Annotated in this window: 15 protein-coding genes; 5 read left to right on the top strand and 10 right to left on the bottom strand. The window is 69.3% G+C overall.

The genetic code is table 11. The features are described 5' to 3' along the window. Positions 1-24 precede the first annotated feature (24 nt). The 5 genes from dxs to ACFWB8_RS05265 form a co-directional block, all read right to left on the bottom strand. On the bottom strand, positions 25-1,941 hold the full coding sequence (dxs, locus tag ACFWB8_RS05285) for a 1-deoxy-D-xylulose-5-phosphate synthase (RefSeq protein ID WP_385222736.1): 1,917 nt from the start codon (positions 1,939-1,941) through the stop codon (positions 25-27). 264 nt (positions 1,942-2,205) lie between these two features. After that, positions 2,206-3,495, bottom strand: a complete 1,290-nt coding sequence (locus tag ACFWB8_RS05280) for a sugar ABC transporter permease (protein ID WP_385222926.1) — start codon at positions 3,493-3,495, stop codon at positions 2,206-2,208. A 26-nt stretch (positions 3,496-3,521) separates the two neighbouring features. Continuing rightward, a complete protein-coding gene (locus ACFWB8_RS05275) occupies positions 3,522-4,310 on the bottom strand; it encodes an ATP-binding cassette domain-containing protein (protein ID WP_385222733.1) in 789 nt (262 codons plus the stop codon). 197 nt (positions 4,311-4,507) lie between these two features. Next, positions 4,508-5,614: a sugar ABC transporter substrate-binding protein gene (locus tag ACFWB8_RS05270; protein ID WP_385222731.1), complete on the bottom strand. Its 1,107-nt coding sequence runs from the start codon at positions 5,612-5,614 to the stop codon at positions 4,508-4,510. Positions 5,615-5,732: 118 nt separating this feature from the next. Then, the gene (locus tag ACFWB8_RS05265) at positions 5,733-6,947 is read right to left on the bottom strand and encodes an ROK family protein (RefSeq protein ID WP_385222729.1); all 1,215 of its coding nucleotides are present in this window, start codon (positions 6,945-6,947) and stop codon (positions 5,733-5,735) included. A 593-nt stretch (positions 6,948-7,540) separates the two neighbouring features. Here ACFWB8_RS05265 and mgtA point away from each other — a divergent pair. Together mgtA and ACFWB8_RS05255 are read left to right on the top strand one after the other, a co-directional pair. Further along, positions 7,541-10,288 (top strand): magnesium-translocating P-type ATPase, encoded by a 2,748-nt coding sequence (gene mgtA, locus ACFWB8_RS05260; protein ID WP_385222726.1) that lies wholly within the window; start codon positions 7,541-7,543, stop codon positions 10,286-10,288. 28 nt (positions 10,289-10,316) lie between these two features. After that, positions 10,317-11,039, top strand: a complete 723-nt coding sequence (locus ACFWB8_RS05255) for an MgtC/SapB family protein (protein ID WP_385222723.1) — start codon at positions 10,317-10,319, stop codon at positions 11,037-11,039. Here the strand turns inward: ACFWB8_RS05255 and ACFWB8_RS05250 are convergent. The 4 genes from ACFWB8_RS05250 to acnA form a co-directional block, all read right to left on the bottom strand. Next, positions 11,032-11,958 carry a carbohydrate ABC transporter permease gene (locus tag ACFWB8_RS05250; RefSeq protein ID WP_385222721.1) on the bottom strand — a complete coding sequence of 309 codons (927 nt, stop codon included), beginning with the start codon at positions 11,956-11,958 and terminating at the stop codon, positions 11,032-11,034. The two genes, ACFWB8_RS05255 and ACFWB8_RS05250, sit on opposite strands and share 8 nt — an antisense overlap. A gap of 13 nt (positions 11,959-11,971) precedes the next feature. After that, on the bottom strand, positions 11,972-12,916 hold the full coding sequence (locus ACFWB8_RS05245; protein WP_385222718.1) for a carbohydrate ABC transporter permease: 945 nt from the start codon (positions 12,914-12,916) through the stop codon (positions 11,972-11,974). 43 nt (positions 12,917-12,959) lie between these two features. Continuing rightward, the gene (gene ngcE, locus ACFWB8_RS05240) at positions 12,960-14,393 is read right to left on the bottom strand and encodes an N-acetylglucosamine/diacetylchitobiose ABC transporter substrate-binding protein (RefSeq protein ID WP_385222715.1); all 1,434 of its coding nucleotides are present in this window, start codon (positions 14,391-14,393) and stop codon (positions 12,960-12,962) included. Between the two features lie 314 nt (positions 14,394-14,707). Further along, entirely contained in the window at positions 14,708-17,425 is a 2,718-nt protein-coding gene (gene acnA, locus ACFWB8_RS05235) for an aconitate hydratase AcnA (protein ID WP_385222712.1), read from the bottom strand. Positions 17,426-17,815: 390 nt separating this feature from the next. Here acnA and ACFWB8_RS05230 point away from each other — a divergent pair, with 390 nt between their 5' ends. Beyond that, positions 17,816-19,972, top strand: coding sequence for a DUF6585 family protein (locus ACFWB8_RS05230; protein WP_385222709.1), 2,157 nt, complete (start codon positions 17,816-17,818; stop codon positions 19,970-19,972). Between the two features lie 60 nt (positions 19,973-20,032). On the opposite strand, the gene ACFWB8_RS05225 is transcribed toward ACFWB8_RS05230, so the two are convergent. Then, a complete protein-coding gene (locus ACFWB8_RS05225; protein ID WP_385222706.1) occupies positions 20,033-20,938 on the bottom strand; it encodes a haloalkane dehalogenase in 906 nt (301 codons plus the stop codon). Between the two features lie 97 nt (positions 20,939-21,035). Between ACFWB8_RS05225 and ACFWB8_RS05220 the strand changes: the two genes are divergently transcribed. Beyond that, on the top strand, positions 21,036-21,521 hold the full coding sequence (locus ACFWB8_RS05220; protein WP_385222703.1) for a MarR family winged helix-turn-helix transcriptional regulator: 486 nt from the start codon (positions 21,036-21,038) through the stop codon (positions 21,519-21,521). Positions 21,522-21,578: 57 nt separating this feature from the next. Next, the gene (locus ACFWB8_RS05215) at positions 21,579-23,108 is read left to right on the top strand and encodes a helix-turn-helix domain-containing protein (protein ID WP_385222701.1); all 1,530 of its coding nucleotides are present in this window, start codon (positions 21,579-21,581) and stop codon (positions 23,106-23,108) included. The last annotated feature ends 94 nt before the right edge of the window (positions 23,109-23,202 follow it).

Genomic DNA, 23,202 nt, shown 5'->3' with positions numbered 1-23,202 from the left:
CGGCCCATCGGCCGCTTGCGACGGCTAGTCGACGGCGGCGGCCGGCTCGGTGTCGTAGCGCCCGTCCAGCTTCGCGACCAGGCCGGTGACCTGCCGGGCGATGTCCGGCGCGGTCAGCCCGATCTCGGCCATGACCTCCTTGCGGGTGGCGTGGTCGAGGAAGCGCTGCGGAATGCCGAAGTCTCGCAGCGGTACGTCGACGCCCGCGTCCCGCAGGGCCTGCGCGACGGCGGAGCCCACGCCGCCGGCGCGGCTGTTGTCCTCGACGGTGACGACCACGCGGTGGCGGTCGGCGAGCGGGGCCAGGGCCTCGTCCACCGGCTTGACCCAGCGGGGGTCGACGACGGTCGCCGAAATGCCCTGTTTGTCGAGCAGGTCGGCGATCTCCAGGCACATCGGGGCGAGTGCGCCGACCGAGACGATCAGTACGTCCGGACGGGTGACCTCGTCGGCCGGGGTGCGCAGCACGTCCATGCCGCCGATCTTGCCGACGGCCGGGACGGCCGGGCCGACGACGCCCTTGGAGAAGCGCACGACGGTCGGCGCGTCCTTCACCAGGACGGCCTCGTTGAGCTGGGCGCGCAGCTGCTCGGCGTCGCGCGGGGCGGCCAGCCGCAGGCCGGGGACGACCTGGAGGATGGACATGTCCCACATGCCGTTGTGGGAGGCGCCGTCGGTGCCGGTGACACCGGCCCGGTCCAGGACGAAGGTGACACCGCACTTGTGCAGGGCCACGTCCATCAGGACCTGGTCGAAGGCGCGGTTGAGGAAGGTCGCGTACACCGCGAAGACGGGGTGCGCGCCGCCCGTGGCCAGGCCCGCCGCCGAGGTGGCGCCGTGCTGCTCGGCGATGCCGACGTCGAAGATCCGGTCCGGGTAGGCGTCCGCGAACTTCTTCAGGCCGACCGGCTGGAGCATGGCCGCGGTGATCGCGACGATGTCCTTGCGCTCCTTGCCGAGCTTGACCATCTCGTCGGCGAAGACGGAGGTCCAGCTGGCGGCGTCGGTGGAGACCGGCAGGCCGGTGTCCGGGTGGATCACGCCGACCGCGTGGAAGCGGTCCGCCTCGTCCTGGACGGCCGGCTCGTACCCCCGGCCCTTCTGGGTGAGGCAGTGCACGATGACCGGGCCGCTGAAGCGCTTGGCGCGCGTGAGGGCGGACTCCAGGGCCTCGATGTCGTGGCCGTCGATGGGGCCGATGTACTTCAGGCCCAGGTCCTCGAACATGCCCTGCGGGGCGATGAAGTCCTTGAGGCCCTTCTTGGCGCCGTGCAGGGTCTCGTAGAGGGGCTTGCCGACGACCGGCGTGCGCTCCAGGAGGTCCTTGCCGCGGGCCAGGAAGCGCTCGTAGCCGTCCGTGGTGCGCAGGGTGGCCAGGTGGTTCGCGAGGCCGCCGATGGTGGGGCCGTACGAGCGCTCGTTGTCGTTGACGACGATCACCAGCGGGCGGTCCTTGGCGGCGGCGATGTTGTTCAGCGCCTCCCAGGCCATGCCTCCGGTCAGCGCGCCGTCACCGATGACGGCGGCGACGTGGTGGTCCTCCCGGCCGAGCACCTCGTTGGCCTTGGCGATGCCGTCGGCCCAGCCCAGCACGGTGGAGGCGTGCGAGTTCTCGATCACGTCGTGGTCGGACTCGGCGCGCGACGGGTAGCCCGACAGGCCGCCCTTGGAGCGCAGGTTCCCGAAGTCCTGGCGCCCGGTGAGCAGCTTGTGGACGTAGGCCTGGTGGCCGGTGTCGAAGAGGACCTTGTCCTTGGGCGAGTCGAAGACCCGGTGCAGGGCGATCGTCAGCTCGACCACACCGAGGTTGGGGCCGAGGTGCCCGCCGGTCTTGGAGACGGCGTCGACGAGGAAGGACCTGATCTCGGCGGCGAGCTGGTTGAGCTCCTCCTGGCTGAGCCGGTCCAGATCGCGCGGTCCCTTGATGCGGGTCAGCAGCACCCGTGCCTCCTTGCAGTTGCTTGCTGGTCTGTCGAGTCTAATGTTCCGCTCGCGGCGGGCATCATCGGGCGGTCCCCGTCGGGTCACACCTTTGTCATACCTGTACACACCGGCGCGCGGCCACACATCCCAAACGGGCGTATACCCGCACACTCGTGCGCACATATATACGCACAGGTGCCCGGCGCCACGCGAAGTGGCACCGGGCACTGTGACGGTTCTTACCGCCGGTTCAACCGGCGGCTGCTGCCGGCGGGCGCGCGATCAGGCGCGTCCGGCCGACTTCTGGGTCTTGCGAGTGATCGAGTCGATCACCACGGTGGCCAGCAGCACCGCACCGGTGATCATGTACTGGATCGGCGTCGCGATTCCCTCCAGGGCCAGACCGTACTGGATGGAGGTGATGACCATGACGCCGAGGAGCGCGTTCCAGGTCCGGCCGCGGCCGCCGAAGAGGCTGGTGCCGCCGATCACGGCCGCCGCGATCACGTTCATCAGCAGGTCGCCCGCACCGGCGCTCTGGTTGGCCGCCGCGATCTTGGAGGCCCAGAAGAGGCCGCCGATGGCGGCGAAGGTGCCGGCGATGGCGAAGACCGAGATGCGGACCCGGTTGACGTTGATGCCCGCACGGCGCGAGGCCTCGACGCTGCCACCGAGTGCGAAAACGTTTCGCCCGAACGAGGTGCGGCGCAGAACGAAGTCCGTGCCGACCAGGGCCAGCACGAACAGCACCACCGCGAGCGGCAGGCCCTTGTACTGGTTGAACACCACGGCGGGACCGAAGGTGAACACCGCGAGCAGGCCGGTGCGCAGCAGGATCTCCGCGAGGGGCCGGGAGGGGACCCCGGCCGCTTCGCGGCGCCGCGAGTCGGCGAGGGAGGCGAGGAAGTACCCGGCCACCGCGACCGCGGCCAGCCCGTAGCCCACGGCCACGTCCGAGAAGTAGTACGTGGTGAGCTTGCCCACCACGCCCTCGGAGTCGAGGTTGATCGTGCCGTTGCTGCCGAGGATCTGCAGCATGGCGCCGGACCAGAAGAGCAGGCCCGACAGGGTGACCGCGAAGGCCGGAGCGCCGATCCTGGCGAAGAAGAAGCCGTGGATGGAGCCGATCAGGGCACCGCCCACGATGGCCGCGAGGATCGCCAGCCACTCGTTGACGCCGTGGGTGACGGAGAGGACCGCGACGATCGCACCCGAGACGCCGCTGACCGAGCCGACCGAGAGGTCGATCTCGCCGAGCAGCAGCACGAAGATGATGCCGACGGCCATCATGCCGGTGGCGACCATCGTGATCGCGATGTTGGTGAGGTTCTCCGGGGCGAGGAAGTTCGAGTTCAGCGTCTGGAAGATGGTCCAGATGATGATCAGGCCGAGGACCACCGGGACGGAGCCCAGGTCGCCCGCCTTGAGCTTGCGGCCGAACTCGTTCAAGTACCCGCTCAGACCCTGCTCGCGGACGAGCAGCCGGGGGTCGACGGCCGGGATGGCATCCGGCGCGGCGGCCGGATTGATCGGGTCGATGTGCTCCGCCTGGTCGGCCGGGCCCTTGCCCAGCGGACCGGCGGGAGGATTCTGGGTGCTCACTTGCGGGCCTCCCCGGTGCGGGCCGCCCGGCGGGTCACGGCATTGTCCGTGGCACCGGTGATGGCGGAAATGATCTCTTCCTGCGAGGTGTCGGCGACGTTGAAGACGCCGTTGTTGCGGCCCAGCCGCAGCACCGCCACCTTGTCGGCGACGGCCTTCACATCGGCCATGTTGTGGCTGATGAGGATGACGGCGTGGCCGCGCTCGCGCAGCCGCTCCACCAGGTCGAGGACCTGGGCGGTCTGCTCGACGCCGAGGGCGGCGGTGGGCTCGTCGAGGATGACGAGCTGGGGCTCGCCCAGCATGGAGCGGGCGATCGCCACGGTCTGGCGCTGACCGCCGGAGAGCGAGGCGATCGGGATGCGGACGCTGGGGATCCGGATGGACAGGGTGGTCAGGAGCTCGCGGGCGCGGCGCTCCATCTCCACCTCGTCCAGGACACCGCGGCGCTTGAGCTCGCGGCCCAGGAAGAGGTTGCCGACGACATCGATGTTGTCGCACAGCGCGAGGTCCTGGTAGACCGTCGCGATGCCCAGGTTCTGGGCGTCGTGGGGCTTGGCGATCGTGACCGGACGGCCCTCCCACTCGATGACTCCGTCATCGATGGGGTGCACGCCGGCGATCGTCTTGACCAGCGTGGACTTACCGGCGCCGTTGTCGCCGACGAGGGCGACCACCTCGCCTGAGTGGATCTCGAGTTCTACGTCGGTGAGGGCCTGAACGGCGCCGAACCGCTTCGAGACCCCTCGCAACGCCAGCACGGGCGCAGCGGACACATGAACCATCTCCTTCGCCGCCTGACCGGCGGGGATGTCGTGCAAAAGAGCAGGAGCGGGGTGAATGGGGGGACAGACAACAGACGGACAACAGACAAGGAATGAAGAAGGGAAACGTTTCTGTCCGGCGCTCCGCCGGTGGCGGGAGTTGGGGGCGGGGCGCCGGACAGGCGCGGGGGTCGCCCTCCCGGAGGGCGACGGGGGCCTTACTTCAGGCCGAGGGTGGTGCAGGCGGCCGCGTACTTGTCGGTGCAGATCTCGTCGACCGTGTAGACGCCGTCCTTGACGACGGTGTCCTTGATGTTGTTCTTGGTGAGCGAGACGACCGGGATCAGCACGGACGGGACGGCCTTGGCGGTGCCGCTGTCGACCGTGGAGGTGCCCGCGGGCTTCTCACCCTTGGCGAGGGCGACGGCCATCTTCGCGGCGGCCTCGGCCTCCGGGGCGTACGGCTTGTAGACGCTCATGAACTGCTCGCCCGCCACGATGCGCTGCACACCGGCGAGTTCCGCGTCCTGGCCGGTGACCGGGGGCAGGGGGTTCAGTCCGCCGGCCTTGAGGGCGGTGATGATGCCGCCGGCCATGCCGTCGTTGGCCGAGTAGACGCCGACGATCTTGTCCTTGCCGAGCGCCGAGATCGCGCCCGCCATGTTCGTGTTGGCGTTCTCGGGCTTCCACTCGACGGTGTCGTACTCCTTGCCGATGTTCACCTTGCCGTCGAGGACGGAGTGCGCGCCCTGCTTGAAGAGCTTGGCGTTCGGGTCGGTGACGGAGCCGTTCATCATGACGATCTGGCCGTCCTTGGCCTTGTCGCCCAGGGCCTCCAGGAGCGCCTTGCCCTGGACCTTGCCGACCTCTTCGTTGTCGAAGGAGGTGTAGGCGTCGATCGGGCCCTCGGCCAGACGGTCGTAGGCGACGACCGGGATACCGGCCTCCTTCGCCTTCTTGACCGAGCCGGCGATGGCCTTGGCGTCCACGGCATCGATGATCAGGACGTTCACCTTGTTGGTGATCATCGTGTCGACCTGCGAGTTCTGCGTGGTCGCGTCCTGCTTGGCGTTGGCGTAGACCACCTCGGCCTTGCCGCCCGTAAGTTCGGCGATCTTCTTCTCGATGAGCGGCTTGTCGAACTTCTCGTAGCGCGCGGTCTGGTTCTCCGGCAGGAGCAGACCGACCTTGATCGCGTCACCCTTGGCGGCGCCGGATTCCTTGGTCTTGTCCCCGGCCTCCTTCGCGCTGCCACAGGCAGCAAGGGAAACGGCCATGGCGCCGGCGGCTACGGCTACGGCGGCTCTGCGCATACGCGTGTTCATTACTTGAACCTCCCTGACGAGGCCGCAACACTGCGGCCGAGGTGGATGTGAGTCAACCCCGGCCGCATTCTTGGCGTCAAGGAGTGAATCCTTAACGAGATGACAACGGTGCCATCCGTTATCTAACTGAAGACAAGACTGCTGGGGCACGCACTCCACTACTATTTTCCGTCAAAAGGGTCGAATCACCCATCTCGCTGAGTACGAGGGCCAGCGCGCCCAGCACCTCGGCCCGCCCGCCCAGCGACCCGGTGAGCACCGACAGTTGCCGGGCCGCACTGGGAATCGCGTACCTCCCCACGGATTCACGGATGGGAGCCAGTACGAGTTCACCGGCGTCGGCCAGCGAGCCCCCGAGCACCACCCTGCTCGGGTTCAGGAGGTTGCACAGACTGGCCACTCCGCTGCCGATGTGGCGGCCCACGTCCGTGATGACGCGGCGGCAGCCGGGGTCCCCCTCGCGGGCCAGCTCGACCACCCGCTCCATCGTCAACTCCGGTCCGTGGCTGCCCTGGAGGAGCGGCAGCACGTACCGGGCGGCGGCGAAGGTCTCCAGGCAGCCGCGGTTGCCGCAGCGGCAGACCGGGCCGGACTCGTCCAGCGTGATGTGCCCGATCTCGCCGGCGGTTCCTCCGGGTCCCCGGTAGATCTGGCCGTTGATCACGAGCCCCGCGCCGACACCGCTGGCGACCTTGATGTAGGCGAGGTCTTTTACTCCCCGCCCGCTCCCCCATACGAGTTCCCCGAGGGCCCCGAGGTTCGCGTCGTTGTCCACGTACACGGGCACGCCCAGCCGCTGGGAGAGCTCCTGGCGGGGGTTGATCCCGGCCCAGCCCGGCAGGATCGCGGTGGAACCGAGGGTTCCGGATTCCACGTCGATCGGGCCGGGCACACCGAGCCCGACACCGATGACCTTCTCCAGGCCCACCCCGATGCCCGCGATCAGCCGCCCGACCAGGGCTTCGGCCCGGTCGAAGCCCTCCGCCCAGGAGGCGTCCACGTCCAGCGGCTCCGACTCCTCGGCGAGGACCTGGTGGGCGAGGTTGCCGACGGCCACCCGCAGGTGGGTGTGGCCGAAGTCGACGCCGATGACGATGCCGGCGTCACCGCTGAGCGAGACGCTGCGCGCCCGCCGACCGCCGGCCGAGGTGTCCGTGACCTCGACGGTCCCAGCGTCCTTGAGCTCCCGGACGATGTTGGAGACCGTGGCCGCCGACAGTCCGGTGGTACGGGCGATCTCCGCCTGGGTCAGCGAACCCGCCAGCCGCACCGCGCGTACGACCCGTTCGAGGTTCGCGCGATGCAGCGAGGACTGCGATCCGGGAGTCTGCACGACTCATCCACTCCTGCCCATAAGCGACGGCAAGCCGTCGCCCCCCGGCCGGGCCGTCGCGGCTGCGTGCTCCGGACCCCGGCGTCTCTCCAACTTGTGAACCTTAAGTCGAGCCTTTGCTCATCGCGACGTCAAGAGGCTGACGCAGTACGAATCGGCCACTACCGGTCAAAAGGAGGAGGGAAGGTCCCGGAAGATCGTGCTACGGTCGCTGAGGCGCCGGTCCTCTGCGGCCTTTCCGGCCGGACCGGGCGCCCGCAATGACCGCGCTACGCAAGGAGGTGTTCGGGATGAGTCCCGATCGAAGTCCTTGCAGCGCTCTCGTCGGCTGACCAGCTCAGACCCTTCCTGACCGGCTGACCCTTTCTTCGAGTGTGCCCCCGGCCGCGGCGCCCCGCCGCCGCGCCGCTTCCTGCATTCATCTTCGCGATCCCTTCCGCACCCCCTGACACCCCCGCGCCAGGCCGTGCGTCATCCATGCCCATCGGCGTGCGCGCCGCGGCCCTCGCGGGCCCCCGTGCGCCGACCCGTGACCACTCCACGTGACCGCGCGGCTTCGTGCTGCCCGGATGCCGTGGAGGGAGGTAGCCGTCATGACCATGCTCACCCCACGTACCCCGACCAAGCTCGCACCGCCGGGCCGGACCCGCCGCGAGCGCAAGGCCGCCGAGCTGGAGACCTGTACCCGGCTCGTCGGCGAGCGCCTCACCGCGATCAGCGCCCGCCCGGCCGTCCAGGTCCTTCAGGACGTGGACACCTCCCGCAACGGCCTCACCCACGCCGAGGCCTCCCTGCGCCTGGAGCGGCACGGCCCCAACGCCGTCGCCCAGCAGCGCGCCCCCCTCTGGTTCGTCCAGTTGGCGAAGGCGTACTGCAACCCCTTCATCGCCGTCCTGGTCTTCCTGGCCGCGATCATGTTCTGGCAGGACCCCGCGGACGAGGGCGTCATCATCCTCTCCGTGATGGTGGCGATCAGCGGACTGCTGCGCTTTTGGCAGGAGTACCGCTCGGGCCGCGCCGCCGAGGCACTGAAGAAGCTCGTCACCACCACCTGCGCGGTGCAGCGCCGGGCCGGCAGCGGCTCGGGCCCGACCGCCTTCGAGGTGCCCATGGACCAGGTGGTCCCGGGCGACCTGGTCAAGCTGGCCGCCGGCGACCTGATCCCGGCCGACCTGCGGCTCATCACCTCCAAGGACCTGATGGTCAGCCAGGCCGCGCTGTCCGGCGAGTCCCTCCCGGTCGCCAAGGCCGACACTCCCCCTCGCTCCGCCGGGGGGACCCCCAGCACCGAGGACCTCGGCCAGCAGCGGACCACCGACCCCGTGGAGGCCGACAACCTCTGCCTCATGGGCACTTCGGTCACCTCCGGCACCGCCACCGGAGTCGTCGTCGCCACCGGCTCCGACACCTACTTCGGCTCGATGGCCGGTTCTCTGGTCGGCGAGCGCCCGCAGACCAACTTCGACACCGGCGTGCGCAAGGTCAGCTTCCTGCTGATCCGCTTCATGCTGGTGATGGTCCCGGTCGTCTTCATGATCAACGGCTTCACCAAGGGCGACTGGGACGAGGCCCTCCTCTTCGGCATCGCCGTCGCGGTCGGCCTGACCCCCGAGATGCTGCCGATGGTCGTCTCCGCCAACCTGGCGCGCGGCGCGGTGGCCATGTCCAAGCGCAAGGTCGTCGTCAAGCGGCTCAACGCGATCCAGAACCTGGGCGCCATGGACGTGCTCTGCACCGACAAGACCGGCACCCTCACCGAGGACCGGATCGTCCTGGACCGCTACCTGGACGTGCACGGAAACGAGGACAACGAGGTCCTGGAGTACGGCTACCTCAACTCCCGCTTCCAGACCGGCCTGAAGAACCTGATGGACCAGGCGGTCATCGACCGCGTGGGCGAGGCCGAGGAGGTTGTCGTCGACGCACGGTTCTCGATGGTCGACGAGATCCCCTTCGACTTCGCCCGGCGCCGGATGTCCGTGGTCCTCAACCGCAACAGCATGGTGGGCGAACTCGGCCGCCCCGAGCACATCATGATCACCAAGGGTGCCGTGGAAGAGGTCCTGGCCCTCTGCACGCACATGACGGACCGCGGCAAGAAGGTCGAACTGACCGAGCAGCTGCGCTGGCACGTCACCCGCATCGCCGAGGACAACAACCGCCAGGGCCTGCGCGTCCTGGCCGTCGCCACCCGCACCGTCCGCAGCGCGCGCGACACCTACACGGTCGCCGACGAGGAGCAGCTGACCCTGATCGGCTTCCTCGCCTTCCTCGACCCGCCGAAGGCCGACGCCGCCACGGCCCTGCGGGGCCTCGCCGACAAGGGCATCGCGGTGAAGGTGGTGACCGGCGACAACGAGCTCGTCGCCGCCCGGGTGTGCGCGGACGTCGGCATCGACGTGGGCCACGTGGTCTCGGGCTGCGAGATCGACGCCCTCGAGGACGCGGCGCTGCGCGCGCTGGCCGCCCGTACGACGGTCTTCGCCAAGGTCAACCCGGTCCAGAAGGCCCGCATCGTACGGGCCCTGCAGGCGGACGGGCACACCGTCGGCTTCCTCGGGGACGGCATCAACGACGCGGCGGCGCTGCGCGACGCCGACGTCGGCATCTCGGTCGACACCGCCGTCGACATCGCCAAGGAGTCCGCCGACATCATCCTGCTGGAGAAGGACCTGACCGTCCTGGAGCAGGGCGTCATCCAGGGCCGGACCACCTTCGGCAACACGATCAAGTACATCAAGATGACGGCGTCGTCGAACTTCGGCAATGTCTTCTCGGTGCTGGTGGCGAGCGCGTTCATCCCCTTCCAGCCGATGCTCGCGATCATGCTGCTGGTGCAGAACCTGGTCTACGACATCGCCCAGCTGGCGACGCCGTGGGACCGGATGGACGAGGAGTACCTGCGCAAGCCGCGGAACTGGGACGCCAAGGGCATCCTCCGCTTCATGGTGACCATCGGTCCCGTCAGTTCCGTCTTCGACATCGCGATGTTCCTGATCATGTGGAACGTCTTCGCCGCCGACAGCGAGGCCAGCCAGGCGCTCTTCCAGTCCGGCTGGTTCGTCGAGGGCCTGCTCTCGCAGACCCTGGTCGTCCACATGATCCGTACCCGCAAGATCCCCTTCATCCAGTCGCGGGCCTCCTGGCCGGTGATGGTGATGACGATCCTCGCGGTGCTGACCGGGCTCTACCTGCCCTTCTCGCCGCTGGCTCCCTCGCTGGGCTTCGTGGCCCTGCCGGCGAGCTACTTCCCGTGGCTGATCGGCGTGCTCCTCGCGTACTGCACGCTCACCCAGTTCGTGAAGACCTGGTACATCCGCAAGTTCAACACCTGGCTGTAAGAACCCTCCGGAGGAAGGAGAAGGGCCGATGACGCTTCTCACGGAATGGCAGATGGCCGGGCACCTGGCCGCCGCGCTCGGGTTCGGGGCGGCGATCGGCCTGGAACGGCAGTGGCGCGCCCGGATGGCGGGGCTGCGCACGAACGCCCTGGTGGCGGGTGGCGCGGCGCTGTTCGTGCTGCTCTCGCAGTACGGGTTCCTGAGCACGGTCTCGGAGGTGAACTACGACGGCTCGCGGGTCGCGGCACAGATCGTCTCCGGGATCGGCTTCCTCGGAGCCGGGGTGATCATGCGCGACGGGCTGAGCGTGCGGGGCCTGAACACGGCGGCCACCCTGTGGTGTTCGGCGGCGGTGGGCTGCCTGGCCGGCGTGGGCCTGTTCGTACTGGCCGCCTTCGGGACGGTGGGGGTGGTGGGGGCCAACCTCCTGCTGCGTCCTCTGGGCCGGCGGCTGGACCGCGAACCGCGCGGCGGGGCCGAGGTGGCCACCGACGTCCACTTCGAGGCGGTGTGCCTGGAGGCGGAGGAGGCCCACATCCGCCACCGGGTGGTCGACGCGCTGGGCCGGCCGGGCTACCAGCTGCGCTCGATCCGCAGCCAGGACGGCCCGCAGGACGGCCTGGTGACGGTGTCGGCGCTGCTGACCGCCGAGGGAGAGGGGGGCCGGGCGCTGGAGGAAGCGGTCAGCAACCTCTCGCTCGACCCCTCGGTCTCGGCGGTCAGCTGGTCGGTCGTGCCCGACCCTACTTGAGCGTGGCGGAGGTCAGGCCGGCCTGGATCTGGCGCTGGAAGGACAGGTAGACGGCGAGCATCGGGATGATCGCGATGGTGGCGCCGGCGAACAGCACCGGCAGGTCCGTCTCGTACCCCATCTGCTGCTGGAGCTGGATGAGCCCCTGGGTGAGCATGTAGCGCTCGGGGTCCGAGCTCGTCTGTGGCTGCATGAGCACGGCGGGCAGGATGTACTGGTTCCACTGGCCCAGGACATTGAATATCCCGACGCTGATCAGGCCGGGCTTGGCCATCGGCAGCATCACCTGGAAGAAGATCCGGGTGTCGGAGGCCCCGTCGATGACCGCCGCCTCGTGGATCGCCGTCGGCAGCGTCCTGAAGAAGGAGTGCATGAAGAAGACGGTGAAGGGCATCGAGTAGGCGATGTACACCAGGATCAGGCCCTGGTAGGTGTTCAGCATGTCGAAGCGCTTGACCATGAAGAACAGCGGCACGAGCGCCAGGAAGACGGGGAACATGGCCCCGCTGACGAAGAAGTAGTAGACGGGGCGGTTGCCCTTGAAGGGGTAGCGGGCCAGTACGTACGCGGCCATCGAGCCGAGCAGCATGGTCAGCGGCACCGAGAACACCAGCACGATCAGCGTGTGGGCGAAGTAGCCGCCGATGCCCTTGGTCCAGGCGCGCGAGAAGGCGTCGAAGTGCCAGTTGGAGGGCCAGCTCAGGGCCGAGCCGCCGATCTGCGCGTCGGTCTTGAAGGATCCGAGGACGAGCCAGATCAGGGGAAGCACGATCAGTATCGCCCAGAGGGCGAGGAACCCGTGCGAGAAGACGTTGAGGACCATGCCCTCGGAGCGGCGGCTCTCCCGCTCCTTCGCCCGTCCGGCTCCGCCGGACCGCTCCGCGGACTTTTCGCCCGGAGCCTTGATCACTGTGGTCATGATGGTCTCCCGCTCAGAACTCGATGCGCTCGCGGCGGGTGGCGCGCAGCGTGATGACGGAGAGGATCATGGTCAGGACGAGCATGACCACGCCCATGGCACAGGCGTAACCGCTCTTGCCGAAGTACAGGAAGTTGCGCATCAGCACCGTGGCCATGACCTCGCTGTGGTGGTCGGGACCGCCGCCGAACTGGCCCGACGTCATGGTCGACACGAGCACGAACATGTCCATCGCGGCGATGCCCAGATAGACCGCGGCGGTCTGCACAGAATCCCACAGCAGGGGCAGGGTGACCTTGAAGAAGGTCTGGGCGCGTCCGGCGCCGTCGAGCAGCGCGGCCTCGTAGATGTCCTTGGGGACGGACTGCATGGCCGCGGAGAAGAGGACGAGGTAGAAGCCGACGCCGGACCAGACGACCACGAACAGCAGGCACCAGACGACGAACTTGGGCTCGTTGAGCCATTCGACCGGGTGCTGCGCGTCGATGAGGCCGAGTTTGATGAGGAAGCCGTTGAGCAGGCCGCCCTCGTCGCTGCGGTAGACCGCGCCGAAGAGCACGGCGAGGATCGCGAGGGAGAGGACCTGCGGGAAGAAGTAGACGATCTTGTAGACGCGCGAGCCCGCGACTCCCTGCACTCCGCCGGCCCCGCTGCGCCCTCCCGCGTTCACCATGAAGGCGAAGAAGAGGGCCAGCAGGATGGTGATCACGGGGACGAACACCAGGAGCAGCAGGTTGTGCCACAGTGCGCCGCGGAAGACCTCGTCCTTCAGCAACGCCGAATAGTTGTCCAGACCGACGAAATCGAAGGTCGGCGACTGGCCCGTCCAGTTGGTGAAGGAATAGCCGAACGTCTGAACGTACGGCCAGATGACGAAGGTCAAATACAGTGCGAGTGGCGCGATGAGGAAGCCGGCGATGAAGCCGCCCTTCCCTCTCCCCTGGGCTACGTGGCTCATGGTGTCCGTCCCTGGTATTGCCGGGTGACCGGTGGACGCGGCGTCAGCTGCGGTGGTTGTTCTTGGCGTTCGGGTCCTTGGCCGCCTTGTCTACCGCAGCCTGGGCCCGCTTGATCCATTCCTTTGGCTGGATCCGCTGCGCCATCAGCTCATTGGACGCGTTCTCGATCTCCGTGCCCATCTCGCTGTACCACTCGGTGTACAAGTAGTTGAAGGTGTTGTCACCGGCGCTCTTGAGCGACTCCACCGCCGACTGAGTGCCCGACCGCAGCTTGACCTTGGGGTCCACGCCGTCCTTGACGACGGTGAGCGAGTTGGCCTGCTGGGCGAAGATCGTCGACCATTCGCGGGACAGCATCGAACGGAGGAACTCCAGGCCTCCGGCCTTGTTGGCGGCCTTCTCCGGGACGATGAACGGCTCGCCGGCGCCGGCCCGGATGGCCTCGAAGGGGAGCTTGCTGTCCGCGAGCACGGGGACCGGAAGGAACTTCATGTCGAAGTCCTCCGGGGTCTGCTTCAGCTGCTCGTTCTCCAGCCAGGAGCCGGAGGGGATGAAGACGGCCTTGTACTGGTTCCAGGCGGTCTGGGACTCCGTGTGGGTGAGGCCGTTGGTGCCCGGCATCAGCAGGCCCTTCTCGACCACCTCGTAGACCGCCTCGACGGCGGCGAGGGCCGCCGGGTTGTCCGCGAAGGCGTTGGGCTCCAGGTTGTCGATCGCCTTCATCGCGTCCAGGCCGCCCTTCTTGGCGATCAGGTCCATGATGACGACGTTGATGTAGTACGGGTACTTGCCCTGGTGGGCGAGGCCACCGATGCCCGCCTCCTTGGCCTTGGTGCAGACCGCGAGGAACTCGTCCCAGGTCTTCGGCGCCGTCCAGCCCTTCTCCTTGAAGAGCTTGCCGGAGTACCAGAAGCCGAAGACGGTGTAGACGTAGTTCAGGGCGACGAACTTGCCGCCCTGGGTGCCCTGTTCCACGGTCCCGGCGATGAGGGTGTCGCGCACCTTCTTGGCCGGATCGTCGAGCGAGGGGGCGTCGAGCACCGCGGCGAGGTCGGCGAGCTGACCGCCCTTGGCGAGCACGTCGAGCTTGATCTGCTGGGCACCGGCGTCGTCGACGACGTCCGGCGGGTTGCCGCCGTTGAAGCGGGGCTGGAGCTTCGCGGTGATCTCCTGGGTGCCCAGGTGCGCGCTGGTGGTGCCCCACTTCTTGTCGAAGGCGGCCTCCCAGGCCTTCGCGTAGTCGTCGCCGAAGCCGCCCTTGAAGACGACGACGTCCAGCTTGCCTCCCTTCGCGACGCCGAAGGGGTTCTCCTTGGTCACGGTCCCCTTGTCGGGGCCCTTCGTGGAGGTCTCCTCGCCCCCGGAGGCGCAGGCGGACAGGAAGCTCATCGTCGGCACGGTGATCAGTCCGAGCGCCGCGGAGCGCTTGATCAGGTCACGGCGGCCGAGGCCCTCACCGGTGGATGCCATGCTCATGTCCTCGCCTTCGTCAGAAGTGTGAAGGAGACGGGAAAACACGGCAGTTGCCGTGTATGCGGACAACGCCGCAGCTCCCGCCGTCCCCCGGGTCCGGAGCCGCTCATACCGAGGCGACCTGGACGGGCACAGGTATAGTCCACTTCCGCTCGCCTGAGCAAGATCGCACACAAGGATGACCGCCAGCTTTTCCGAGTTGAGACCTGTCCGTCACCTGGCACCGCCATCGAGAAAAGCGGAAGGGCCGTATCCCCTTAACGGGGATACGGCCCTATGGTGCCGAGAAGCGGAGACGGACTCCGCTTGGCGCGCCCTTAGCCGCGGATGAGGTTGCGGAGCACGTACTGCATGATGCCGCCGTTGCGGTAGTAGTCCGCCTCACCCGGCGTGTCGATGCGGACGACCGCGTCGAACTCCACACCGGTGTCGGTGGTGACCTTGACGGTGCGCGGGGTGGTGCCGTTGTTCAGCTCCTCCACACCGGTGAAGGCGAAGGTCTCCTCGCCGGTGAGGCCCAGGGAGGCCGCCGTGGCGCCCTCGGGGAACTGCAGGGGCAGGACGCCCATGCCGATCAGGTTGGAGCGGTGGATGCGCTCGTAGGACTCGGCGATGACGGCCTTGACGCCGAGCAGCGCGGTGCCCTTGGCCGCCCAGTCGCGGGACGAGCCCGAGCCGTACTCCTTGCCCGCCAGGATGACCAGCGGGATGCCGGCGGCCTGGTAGTTCTGCGAGGCGTCGTAGATGAACGCGACCGGCGCGCCCTCGGCGGTGAAGTCGCGGGTGAAGCCGCCCTCGGTGCCCGGCGCGATCTGGTTGCGCAGGCGGATGTTGGCGAAGGTACCGCGGATCATGACCTCGTGGTTGCCGCGGCGGGAACCGTACGAGTTGAAGTCGCGGCGCTCGACGCCGTGCTCCGTGAGGTACTTGCCGGCCGGGGTGTCGGCCTTGATCGCACCGGCCGGGGAGATGTGGTCGGTGGTGACCGAGTCGCCCAGCTTCGCCAGCACGCGCGCGCCGGCGATGTCGGAGACCGGGGTGGTCTCCATCGTCATGCCCTCGAAGTAAGGGGGCTTGCGGACGTAGGTGGACTGCGGGTCCCACTCGAACGTGTTGCCGGTCGGGATCGACAGCGCCTGCCACTGGGCATCGCCCGCGAAGACGTCCTGGTAGGACTTGTTGAACATGTCCTCGCCGATGGCGTTCGCCACGACGTCGTTGACCTCGGCCTCGGAGGGCCAGATGTCCTTGAGGAAGACCGGCTTGCCGTCGGTGTCGGTACCGATGGCGTCCGTGGTGATGTCCACCTTCATGGAGCCCGCGATGGCGTACGCGACGACCAGCGGCGGGGAGGCCAGGTAGTTCATCTTGACGTCGGGGTTGATCCGGCCCTCGAAGTTGCGGTTGCCGGAGAGCACCGAGGTGACCGCGAGGTCGTGCTCGTTGATCGCCTTCGAGATCTCCTCGTCCAGCGGACCGGAGTTGCCGATGCAGGTGGTGCAGCCGTACCCGACGAGGTTGAAGCCCATCTTGTCGAGGTACGGGGTGAGGCCGGCCTTGTCGAAGTAGTCGGTGACGACCTTCGAGCCCGGGGCCAGGGTGGTCTTGACCCAGGGCTTGCGGGTCAGGCCCTTCTCGACCGCCTTCTTGGCCACGAGGGCCGCGGCCACCATGACGTAGGGGTTCGAGGTGTTGGTGCACGAGGTGATCGCGGCGACGGTGACGGCGCCGTGGTCGATCTCGAAGGAGGAGCCGTCGGCCAGGGTGACCAGGGTGGGCTTCGACGGGGCGCCGTTCGGGTGGTTCGCCGGGGCGTCGGAGGCCGGGAAGGACTCCTTGCCCGCCTCGTCGATGTCGTCGACGTAGTTGCGCACGTCCTGGGCGAACTGCTCCGCGGCGTTCGCGAGGACGATGCGGTCCTGCGGGCGCTTCGGGCCGGCGATGGAGGGGACGACGGTGGAGAGGTCGAGCTCCAGCTTCTCGGAGAAGTCCGGCTCGGCGGCCGGGTCCAGCCACAGGCCCTGGGCCTTGGCGTACGCCTCGACGAGCGCGACCTGCTGGGCGTCGCGGCCGGTCAGGCGCAGGTACTTCAGGGTCTCGTCGTCGATCGGGAAGATCGCGGCGGTGGAGCCGAACTCCGGCGACATGTTGCCGATGGTCGCGCGGTTCGCGAGCGAGGTGGCGGCGACGCCCTCACCGTAGAACTCGACGAACTTGCCGACGACGCCGTGCTTGCGCAGCATCTCGGTGATCGTCAGCACGAGGTCGGTGGCGGTGGTGCCGGTCGGCAGCTCGCCGGTCAGCTTGAAGCCCACGACGCGCGGGATCAGCATGGAGACCGGCTGGCCGAGCATCGCGGCCTCGGCCTCGATGCCGCCGACGCCCCAGCCCAGCACGCCCAGGCCGTTGACCATGGTGGTGTGCGAGTCGGTGCCGACGAGGGTGTCGGGGTAGGCCACACCGTTACGGACCATGACCGTGCGGGCCAGGTGCTCGATGTTGACCTGGTGGACGATGCCGGTGCCCGGGGGGACGACCTTGAACTCGTCGAAGGCGGTCTGGCCCCAGCGCAGGAACTGGTAGCGCTCCTTGTTGCGGCCGTACTCCAGCTCCACGTTCTGGGCGAACGCGTCCTTGGTGCCGAACTTGTCGGCGATGACCGAGTGGTCGATGACCAGCTCGGCCGGGGCCAGCGGGTTGATCTTGGACGGGTCGCCGCCGAGGGCCTTCACGGCCTCACGCATGGTGGCGAGGTCCACGACGCAGGGCACGCCGGTGAAGTCCTGCATGATCACGCGAGCCGGCGTGAACTGGATCTCCTCGCTGGGCTGGGCCTGCGAGTCCCAGTTACCGAGCGACCGGATGTGGTCGGCGGTGATGTTCGCGCCGTCCTCGGTACGGAGCAGGTTCTCCAGCAGCACCTTCAGGCTGTAGGGAAGGCGGGCGGAGCCCTCGACCTTGTCCAGCTTGAAGATCTCGTACGACTCGTCGCCCACCTGCAGCGTGCTGCGGGCGTCGAAGCTGTTCGCCGACACGACAGTCTCCTTCATGCATGAATTTCGCGCTTTTACCGCAATCCTGCCGCGAGGCACTCTGGCCAATCCGCTAAGGTGAGGCTAAGTTAGGGCACCCTTACCAGCGGGACGGCTGCGGTACGTCTCTTGGGCAGATATCTCGATGTCGAGATAACTCTAGTACATGTCCGCGGCGCGGACGAGGCGCGGACCCGTCGGCCCGCCGTCACGCCCGCCCGGGCGGGCCCCCGCGGGTAGGCCGCACGGACCCGTTCCCGCCCGGCAACCGGCGCACACGGCGCGAATACCGCCGGGCCCGAGCCCCCGTACGCCCCTTCGTGCGCGCCGCCGCGCTCCCTATCCTGCTCCGAGGAGCCCCGGGGGGTCGGAGTTCCGCGTCAGGGGGCTGCGGTGGCACGTGCGGTGGGAATCGACCTGGGTACGGACCGCTGCGCCGTGTTCGTCCCGGACGGGAGCGGGGGCCGCGGAGGCCCCCTGGCCATCCCCTCCGTGGTCGCCTTCGCCACCGACGGCGAGGTCCTGGTCGGCGAGGCCGCCCGGCGCCAGGCCGTCACGAATACCGCGCGCACCGTCCACGCGGTCAGGCGGCACCTGGGCACCGGCTGGACGCTGCGGATCGACGGGGAGACGTACACCGCGCAACGGATCGCCGCGCTCCTGCTCGGCCGGCTGAAGAGCGACGCCGAGGCCCGCCTCGGCGAGCCGGTGACCGAGGCGGTGATCACCGTTCCGGCCGACTTCGGCGAGGCGCAGCGGCAGGCCACCCGGGAGGCCGGGGCGCTCGCGGGCCTCAAGGTGCTGCGCGTCGTCAGCGAGCCCGCCGCGGTGGGCCTGGCGTACGGGGCGGGCAGGGCCGGTGCGGACGAGACCGTAATCGTGGTCCGGCTGGGCGGCGGCAGCTTCGACGTCTGCCTGATGGAGACCTGCCGGGCCGGCGGCGAGGTCGTCGCCGAGGTCAAGGCCGGCGCCGGAGACTGCGGCCTGGGCGGGGGCGACTGGGACCGGGCCTTGGCCGACCGGCTCGCCGCGCGGTTCCGCGCCACGCACGGGGTGGACCTGTACGGGGACGAGGCGGCGGCGCGGCGGCTGCGCGAGGCGGCCGAGCAGGCGAAGACCGACCTCTCCTCGGCCTCCGAGACCACCGTCAGCCTGCCGTTCATCGCCGGCTCGGCCGACGGCCCGCTGCACCTGGAGGAGCGGCTGACCCGCGCCGAGTTCGAACGGCTGACCAGCGGGCTCCTGGCGCGCTGCGCGCCCGTGTTCTACCAGGTCGTCAGGGACGCGGGCATCGCACTGGGTGAGATCGACCACGTCGTGCTGGCCGGCGGCGCGACCCGCATGCCCGCCTTCGTGAACCTCGTCCGCGAGCTGACCGGTGGGCTGGAGCCGGTCCGAGGGGCGTACGGGGACGAAGGCGCCGTGAGCGGGGCCGCGATCCAGGCCGCGATCCTCACGGGGGCGCGCCGGGACGCCCTGCTGCTCGACGCCACCTGCAAGTCGCTGGGCGTGGAGACCGCGGGCGGCGCCATGACGCGGGTCATCGAGCGCAACACCACCATTCCGACCAAGGGCTCCATGTTCTTCGCCGGCTCCGGGAGCGGGCCCCTGGTCGTGCGGGTCTACCAGGGCGAGCAGGCCGAAGCCGCGGACAACGAGCTGCTGGGCACGATCGAGCTGGCCGGACCGCTGCCCGGCGGCCGTCGGGGCGCCCCGCGCGTCGAGGTCACCTTCGAGATCGACGGCAGCGGGCTGATGAACGTCTGGGCCGAGTACCCCGGTACGAGGCGCAGAGCGCGGATGACCGCGACCGGCCCGGCGCCGTCGGGGGGCGGCGCCGAGCTGGTCGCGGTGGATCCGCAGGACGGGCGGGGGACCGGGGAGGAGCAGGTCCGGGCGGCAGCCGAGCAGGCGGGCTTCGGTGGCCACACGGCGACGTACGACACCTCCGTCGCCGGGGGCCAGATGGCCAGGGGCGCGATCGCCGCGGCGCTGGGGATGCGTTCGCTGGCCGCACGCATCTCGGGCCGGGGGCGCACGCGGCTGCACTTCTTCGAGCACGGGCTGGTCGTCGCGGGGCCCGACGGCGAGGCCGAAGCGTGCCGTTGGGACGCGCTCTCGGTGTGCCAGAACGTCGTACGGCACTTCTACAACGGGGCGCACACCCACACGACCCACGCGTACCGGCTGACCCGTCCCGACGGCTCGGTCCTGCTGCCCGGCCGGATCACGCCGGACGCGCACCGGTGGGGTCCCGCGGTCCAGGAGGCCGTGACGGCGGCCCGGCTGCCCGCGGCACTGGCCGCGGTCCACGAGGGCCGGGCGGTGGCCTTCGGCGCGTTCTCCCTGAGCCGGGAGGCGGTGACGGCGCGCGAGAGGCCGGCCGCGTGGGACCGGGTCGAGGCGGTCCACGTCGCGGGCGGGTGGGTCAGGATCACGCTCAAGGGGCGGCGCCGGGCCATGGCGCGCGCGAAGGTGAGCGATATCCCGAACTTCTTCGTCTTCCAGGCGCTCGCCGAGCACCTGCACCATGCGGCCGGGAAGCCGTAGCGGGGCATCGGCGCGACGCTCGGGGGTGGGGGGCGCGGTGGGCCGGCGCGGTCCCGGGAGTCAGCCGGCGAGGCCGTGGCGGGCCGCCCAGGAGTTGACGGCGGCGGCGATCTCCTGCGGCCGGTCCTCCGGGCACAGGTGGGCGGCGGAGCCGCAGTACTCGCTCTCCAGGGCCGAGATGTTCTCCTCGCACCAGGCAGCCTGCCCGGGTCCGACCATCAGCGTGGGCGAGCCGTCGAAGGTGAGCAGCAGTTTGGGCACTTCGGGGCTGGCCGACAGCCAGGCGCCGTACTCCTCGACGCGCGCGACCACATCGGCGGGTTCGCCCCCGAGCGGCATCGAGCGGGCCCACTGGAGCATCGGCAGCCGGCTCTCGCGGGTGGGGTAGGGAGCGGCGTAGACGGCCCGGTCGGCTTCGCTCATCGGGTTCAGGACCGTTCGGCGGATGCTGTCCTCGATGAAGAGGTTCCGGTCCAGGACCATCTCCTCCCCCACCCCCGGCGTACGCATCGCCTCGAACCGGGCGCGGGCGGCGCCGGGGTACTCCTCCCAGGTCATCGGCCGCAGGATCGTTTCCATGAAGGCGACGCCGCGGACCCGCCGCGGGTGCCGGGCCGCCCAGTCGAAGGCGAGCGCCCCGCCCCAGTCCTGGCCGACGAGGACGACCCGGTCCAGGCCGAGCGCGTCGAACCAGGCGTCCAGGTAGCGCGCGTGGTCCTCGAAGCGGTACGCGCCGCCGGGCTTGCCGGAGCGGCCCATGCCGATGAGGTCCGGGGCGAGGACGCGCACCCGGCCCTGCTCCGCACCCTCGATGCGGGGCAGTACGCCTCGCCAGAGGTGGGAGGAGGTGGGGTTTCCGTGCAGGAACACGAAGGGGACGGGGCCGGCGCCGTCCCGGCCGCGGGCGCCGCCCGCGCCGAGCTCCTCGTAGTGCATCGTCGAGTCGAGTACGTCGATCGTGGCCATGACGGGCCCCTCTCACCATTCGTTCGCGACACTAACGTTAGTGTCACGAACGAAACTATACCGTTAGTGCCACCAACGCAACGGATAGACTCGCCGCATGACCACGGATGAGGGACGGGCCGCCGTTCCGGCGCGACTGCGGGAGCTGCCGAGCCGACTGCTAGGGCAGGCCTCGGCGCAGGCCCAACGGCTGGTGGCCGAGGGACTGAACGGGGCAGATGCCCGCAAATGGCATTACGCGGCGCTGGTCGCCCTGGAGGAGTTCGGGCCCGCGAGCCAGGCCGCGCTGAGCGGCCGCACCGGCATCCACCGCAGCGACCTGGTAGCCGTCATCAACGAACTCGCCGAGCGCGAGCTGGTCGAGCGGACCCCCGACCCCGCCGACCGCCGGCGCAACGTCATCACCCTCACCCCGCTCGGCCTGCGCAGACTGCGCAAGCTGGAGCAACTCCTCGCCGCGGCCCAGGAGGAGCTTCTGTCCCCTTTGTCCGCCACCGAGCGCGAGCAGCTCACCCGGCTCCTCGGCCGCCTCGTCGAGCACCACGCGCGCGCCGACGCCACCATGGGAGCTGACGGCGGGTAACACCCGTACGGCGTACCCCGCGCGAGCGGAATCTCATATCTGAGATACGGTGCAGCCATGGCAGACGACTACCTCGTACGCATCGGCAAGCTCATCCGTGACGCCCGGCAGCACCGGGGCTGGACACAGAGTCAGCTCGCCGATGCGCTCGGAACCAGCCAGAGCGCGGTGAACCGGATCGAGCGCGGCAACCAAAACATCAGCCTTGAGATGATCGCCCGGATCGGCGAAGCGCTCGACAGTGAGATCGTCTCCCTCGGCTACGCCGGTCCGATGCACCTGCGCGTCGTCGGCGGGCGCCGGCTGTCGGGTGCGATCGACGTCAAGACGAGCAAGAACGCGTGTGTCGCGCTGCTGTGCGCCTCCCTCCTCAACAAGGGCCGTACGGTGCTCCGGCGCGTGGCCCGCATCGAAGAGGTCTACCGCCTCCTGGAGGTCCTGAACTCCATCGGCGTCCGCACCCGCTGGATCAACGACGGCGTGGACCTGGAGATCGTCCCGCCCGCCCGCCTCGACATGGACGCCATGGACGCGGACGCGGCCCGCCGGACCCGCAGCATCATCATGTTCCTCGGCCCCCTGCTGCACCGGATGGACCGCTTCCGGCTGCCGTACGCGGGCGGCTGCGACCTCGGCACCCGCACCATCGAGCCGCACATGATCGCCCTGCGCCGCTTCGGCCTGGACATCACCGCGACCGAGGGCATCTACCACGCGCAGGTCGAGGCGGGGGTCTCCCCCGGCCGCCCGATCGTGCTGACCGAGCGCGGGGACACGGTCACCGAGAACGCGCTGCTGGCCGCCGCCCGGCACGACGGCGTCACCGTCATCCGCAACGCCTCCTCCAACTACATGGTCCAGGACCTGTGCTTCTTCCTGGAGGCCCTGGGCGTGCAGGTCGAGGGCATCGGCACCACCACTCTGACCGTGCACGGCGTACCGAACATCGACGTGGACGTGGACTACTCCCCCTCCGAGGACCCGGTCGAGGCGATGAGCCTGCTCGCCGCGGCGGTGGTCACGGAGTCCGAGCTGACCATCCGCCGGGTGCCGATCGAGTTCATGGAGATCGAGCTCGCGGTCCTGGAGGAGATGGGCCTCGACCACGACCGCTCGGCGGAGTACTCCGCCGACAACGGCCGCACCCGCCTGGTGGACCTGACGGTCCGCCCGTCGAAGCTCGAGGCGCCGATCGACAAGATCCACCCGATGCCGTTCCCCGGGCTGAACATCGACAACGTCCCCTTCTTCGCGGCCATCGCCGCGGTGGCCCAGGGCCAGACCCTGATCCACGACTGGGTGTACGACAACCGGGCCATCTACCTGACCGACCTCAACCGCCTCGGCGGCCGCCTCCAGCTCCTGGACCCCCACCGCGTCCTGGTCGAGGGCCCCACCCGCTGGCGCGCGGCGGAGATGATGTGCCCGCCGGCCCTGCGCCCGGCGGTGGTGGTCCTCCTCGCGATGATGGCGGCCGAGGGCACCTCGGTCCTGCGCAACGTCTACGTCATCAACCGCGGCTACGAGGAACTGGCGGAACGCCTCAACTCGGTCGGCGCCCAGATCGAGATCTTCCGCGACATCTAGCCGGAAGTGATCCGGGACCGGCCGCTTCTGGCCGGATCCGGTACGGCTGGCCGCCCCCGCGTCTGCGACCCGGCACAATCGGGACGTTCGTACG

The organism is Streptomyces sp. NPDC060031 (genome assembly GCF_042736805.1).
In the GTDB taxonomy this organism is placed as follows: Bacteria; Actinomycetota; Actinomycetes; order Streptomycetales; family Streptomycetaceae; genus Streptomyces.
Note: the sequence above shows the minus strand (reverse complement) of the source record. Positions and strands in the feature narration are given on the sequence as shown.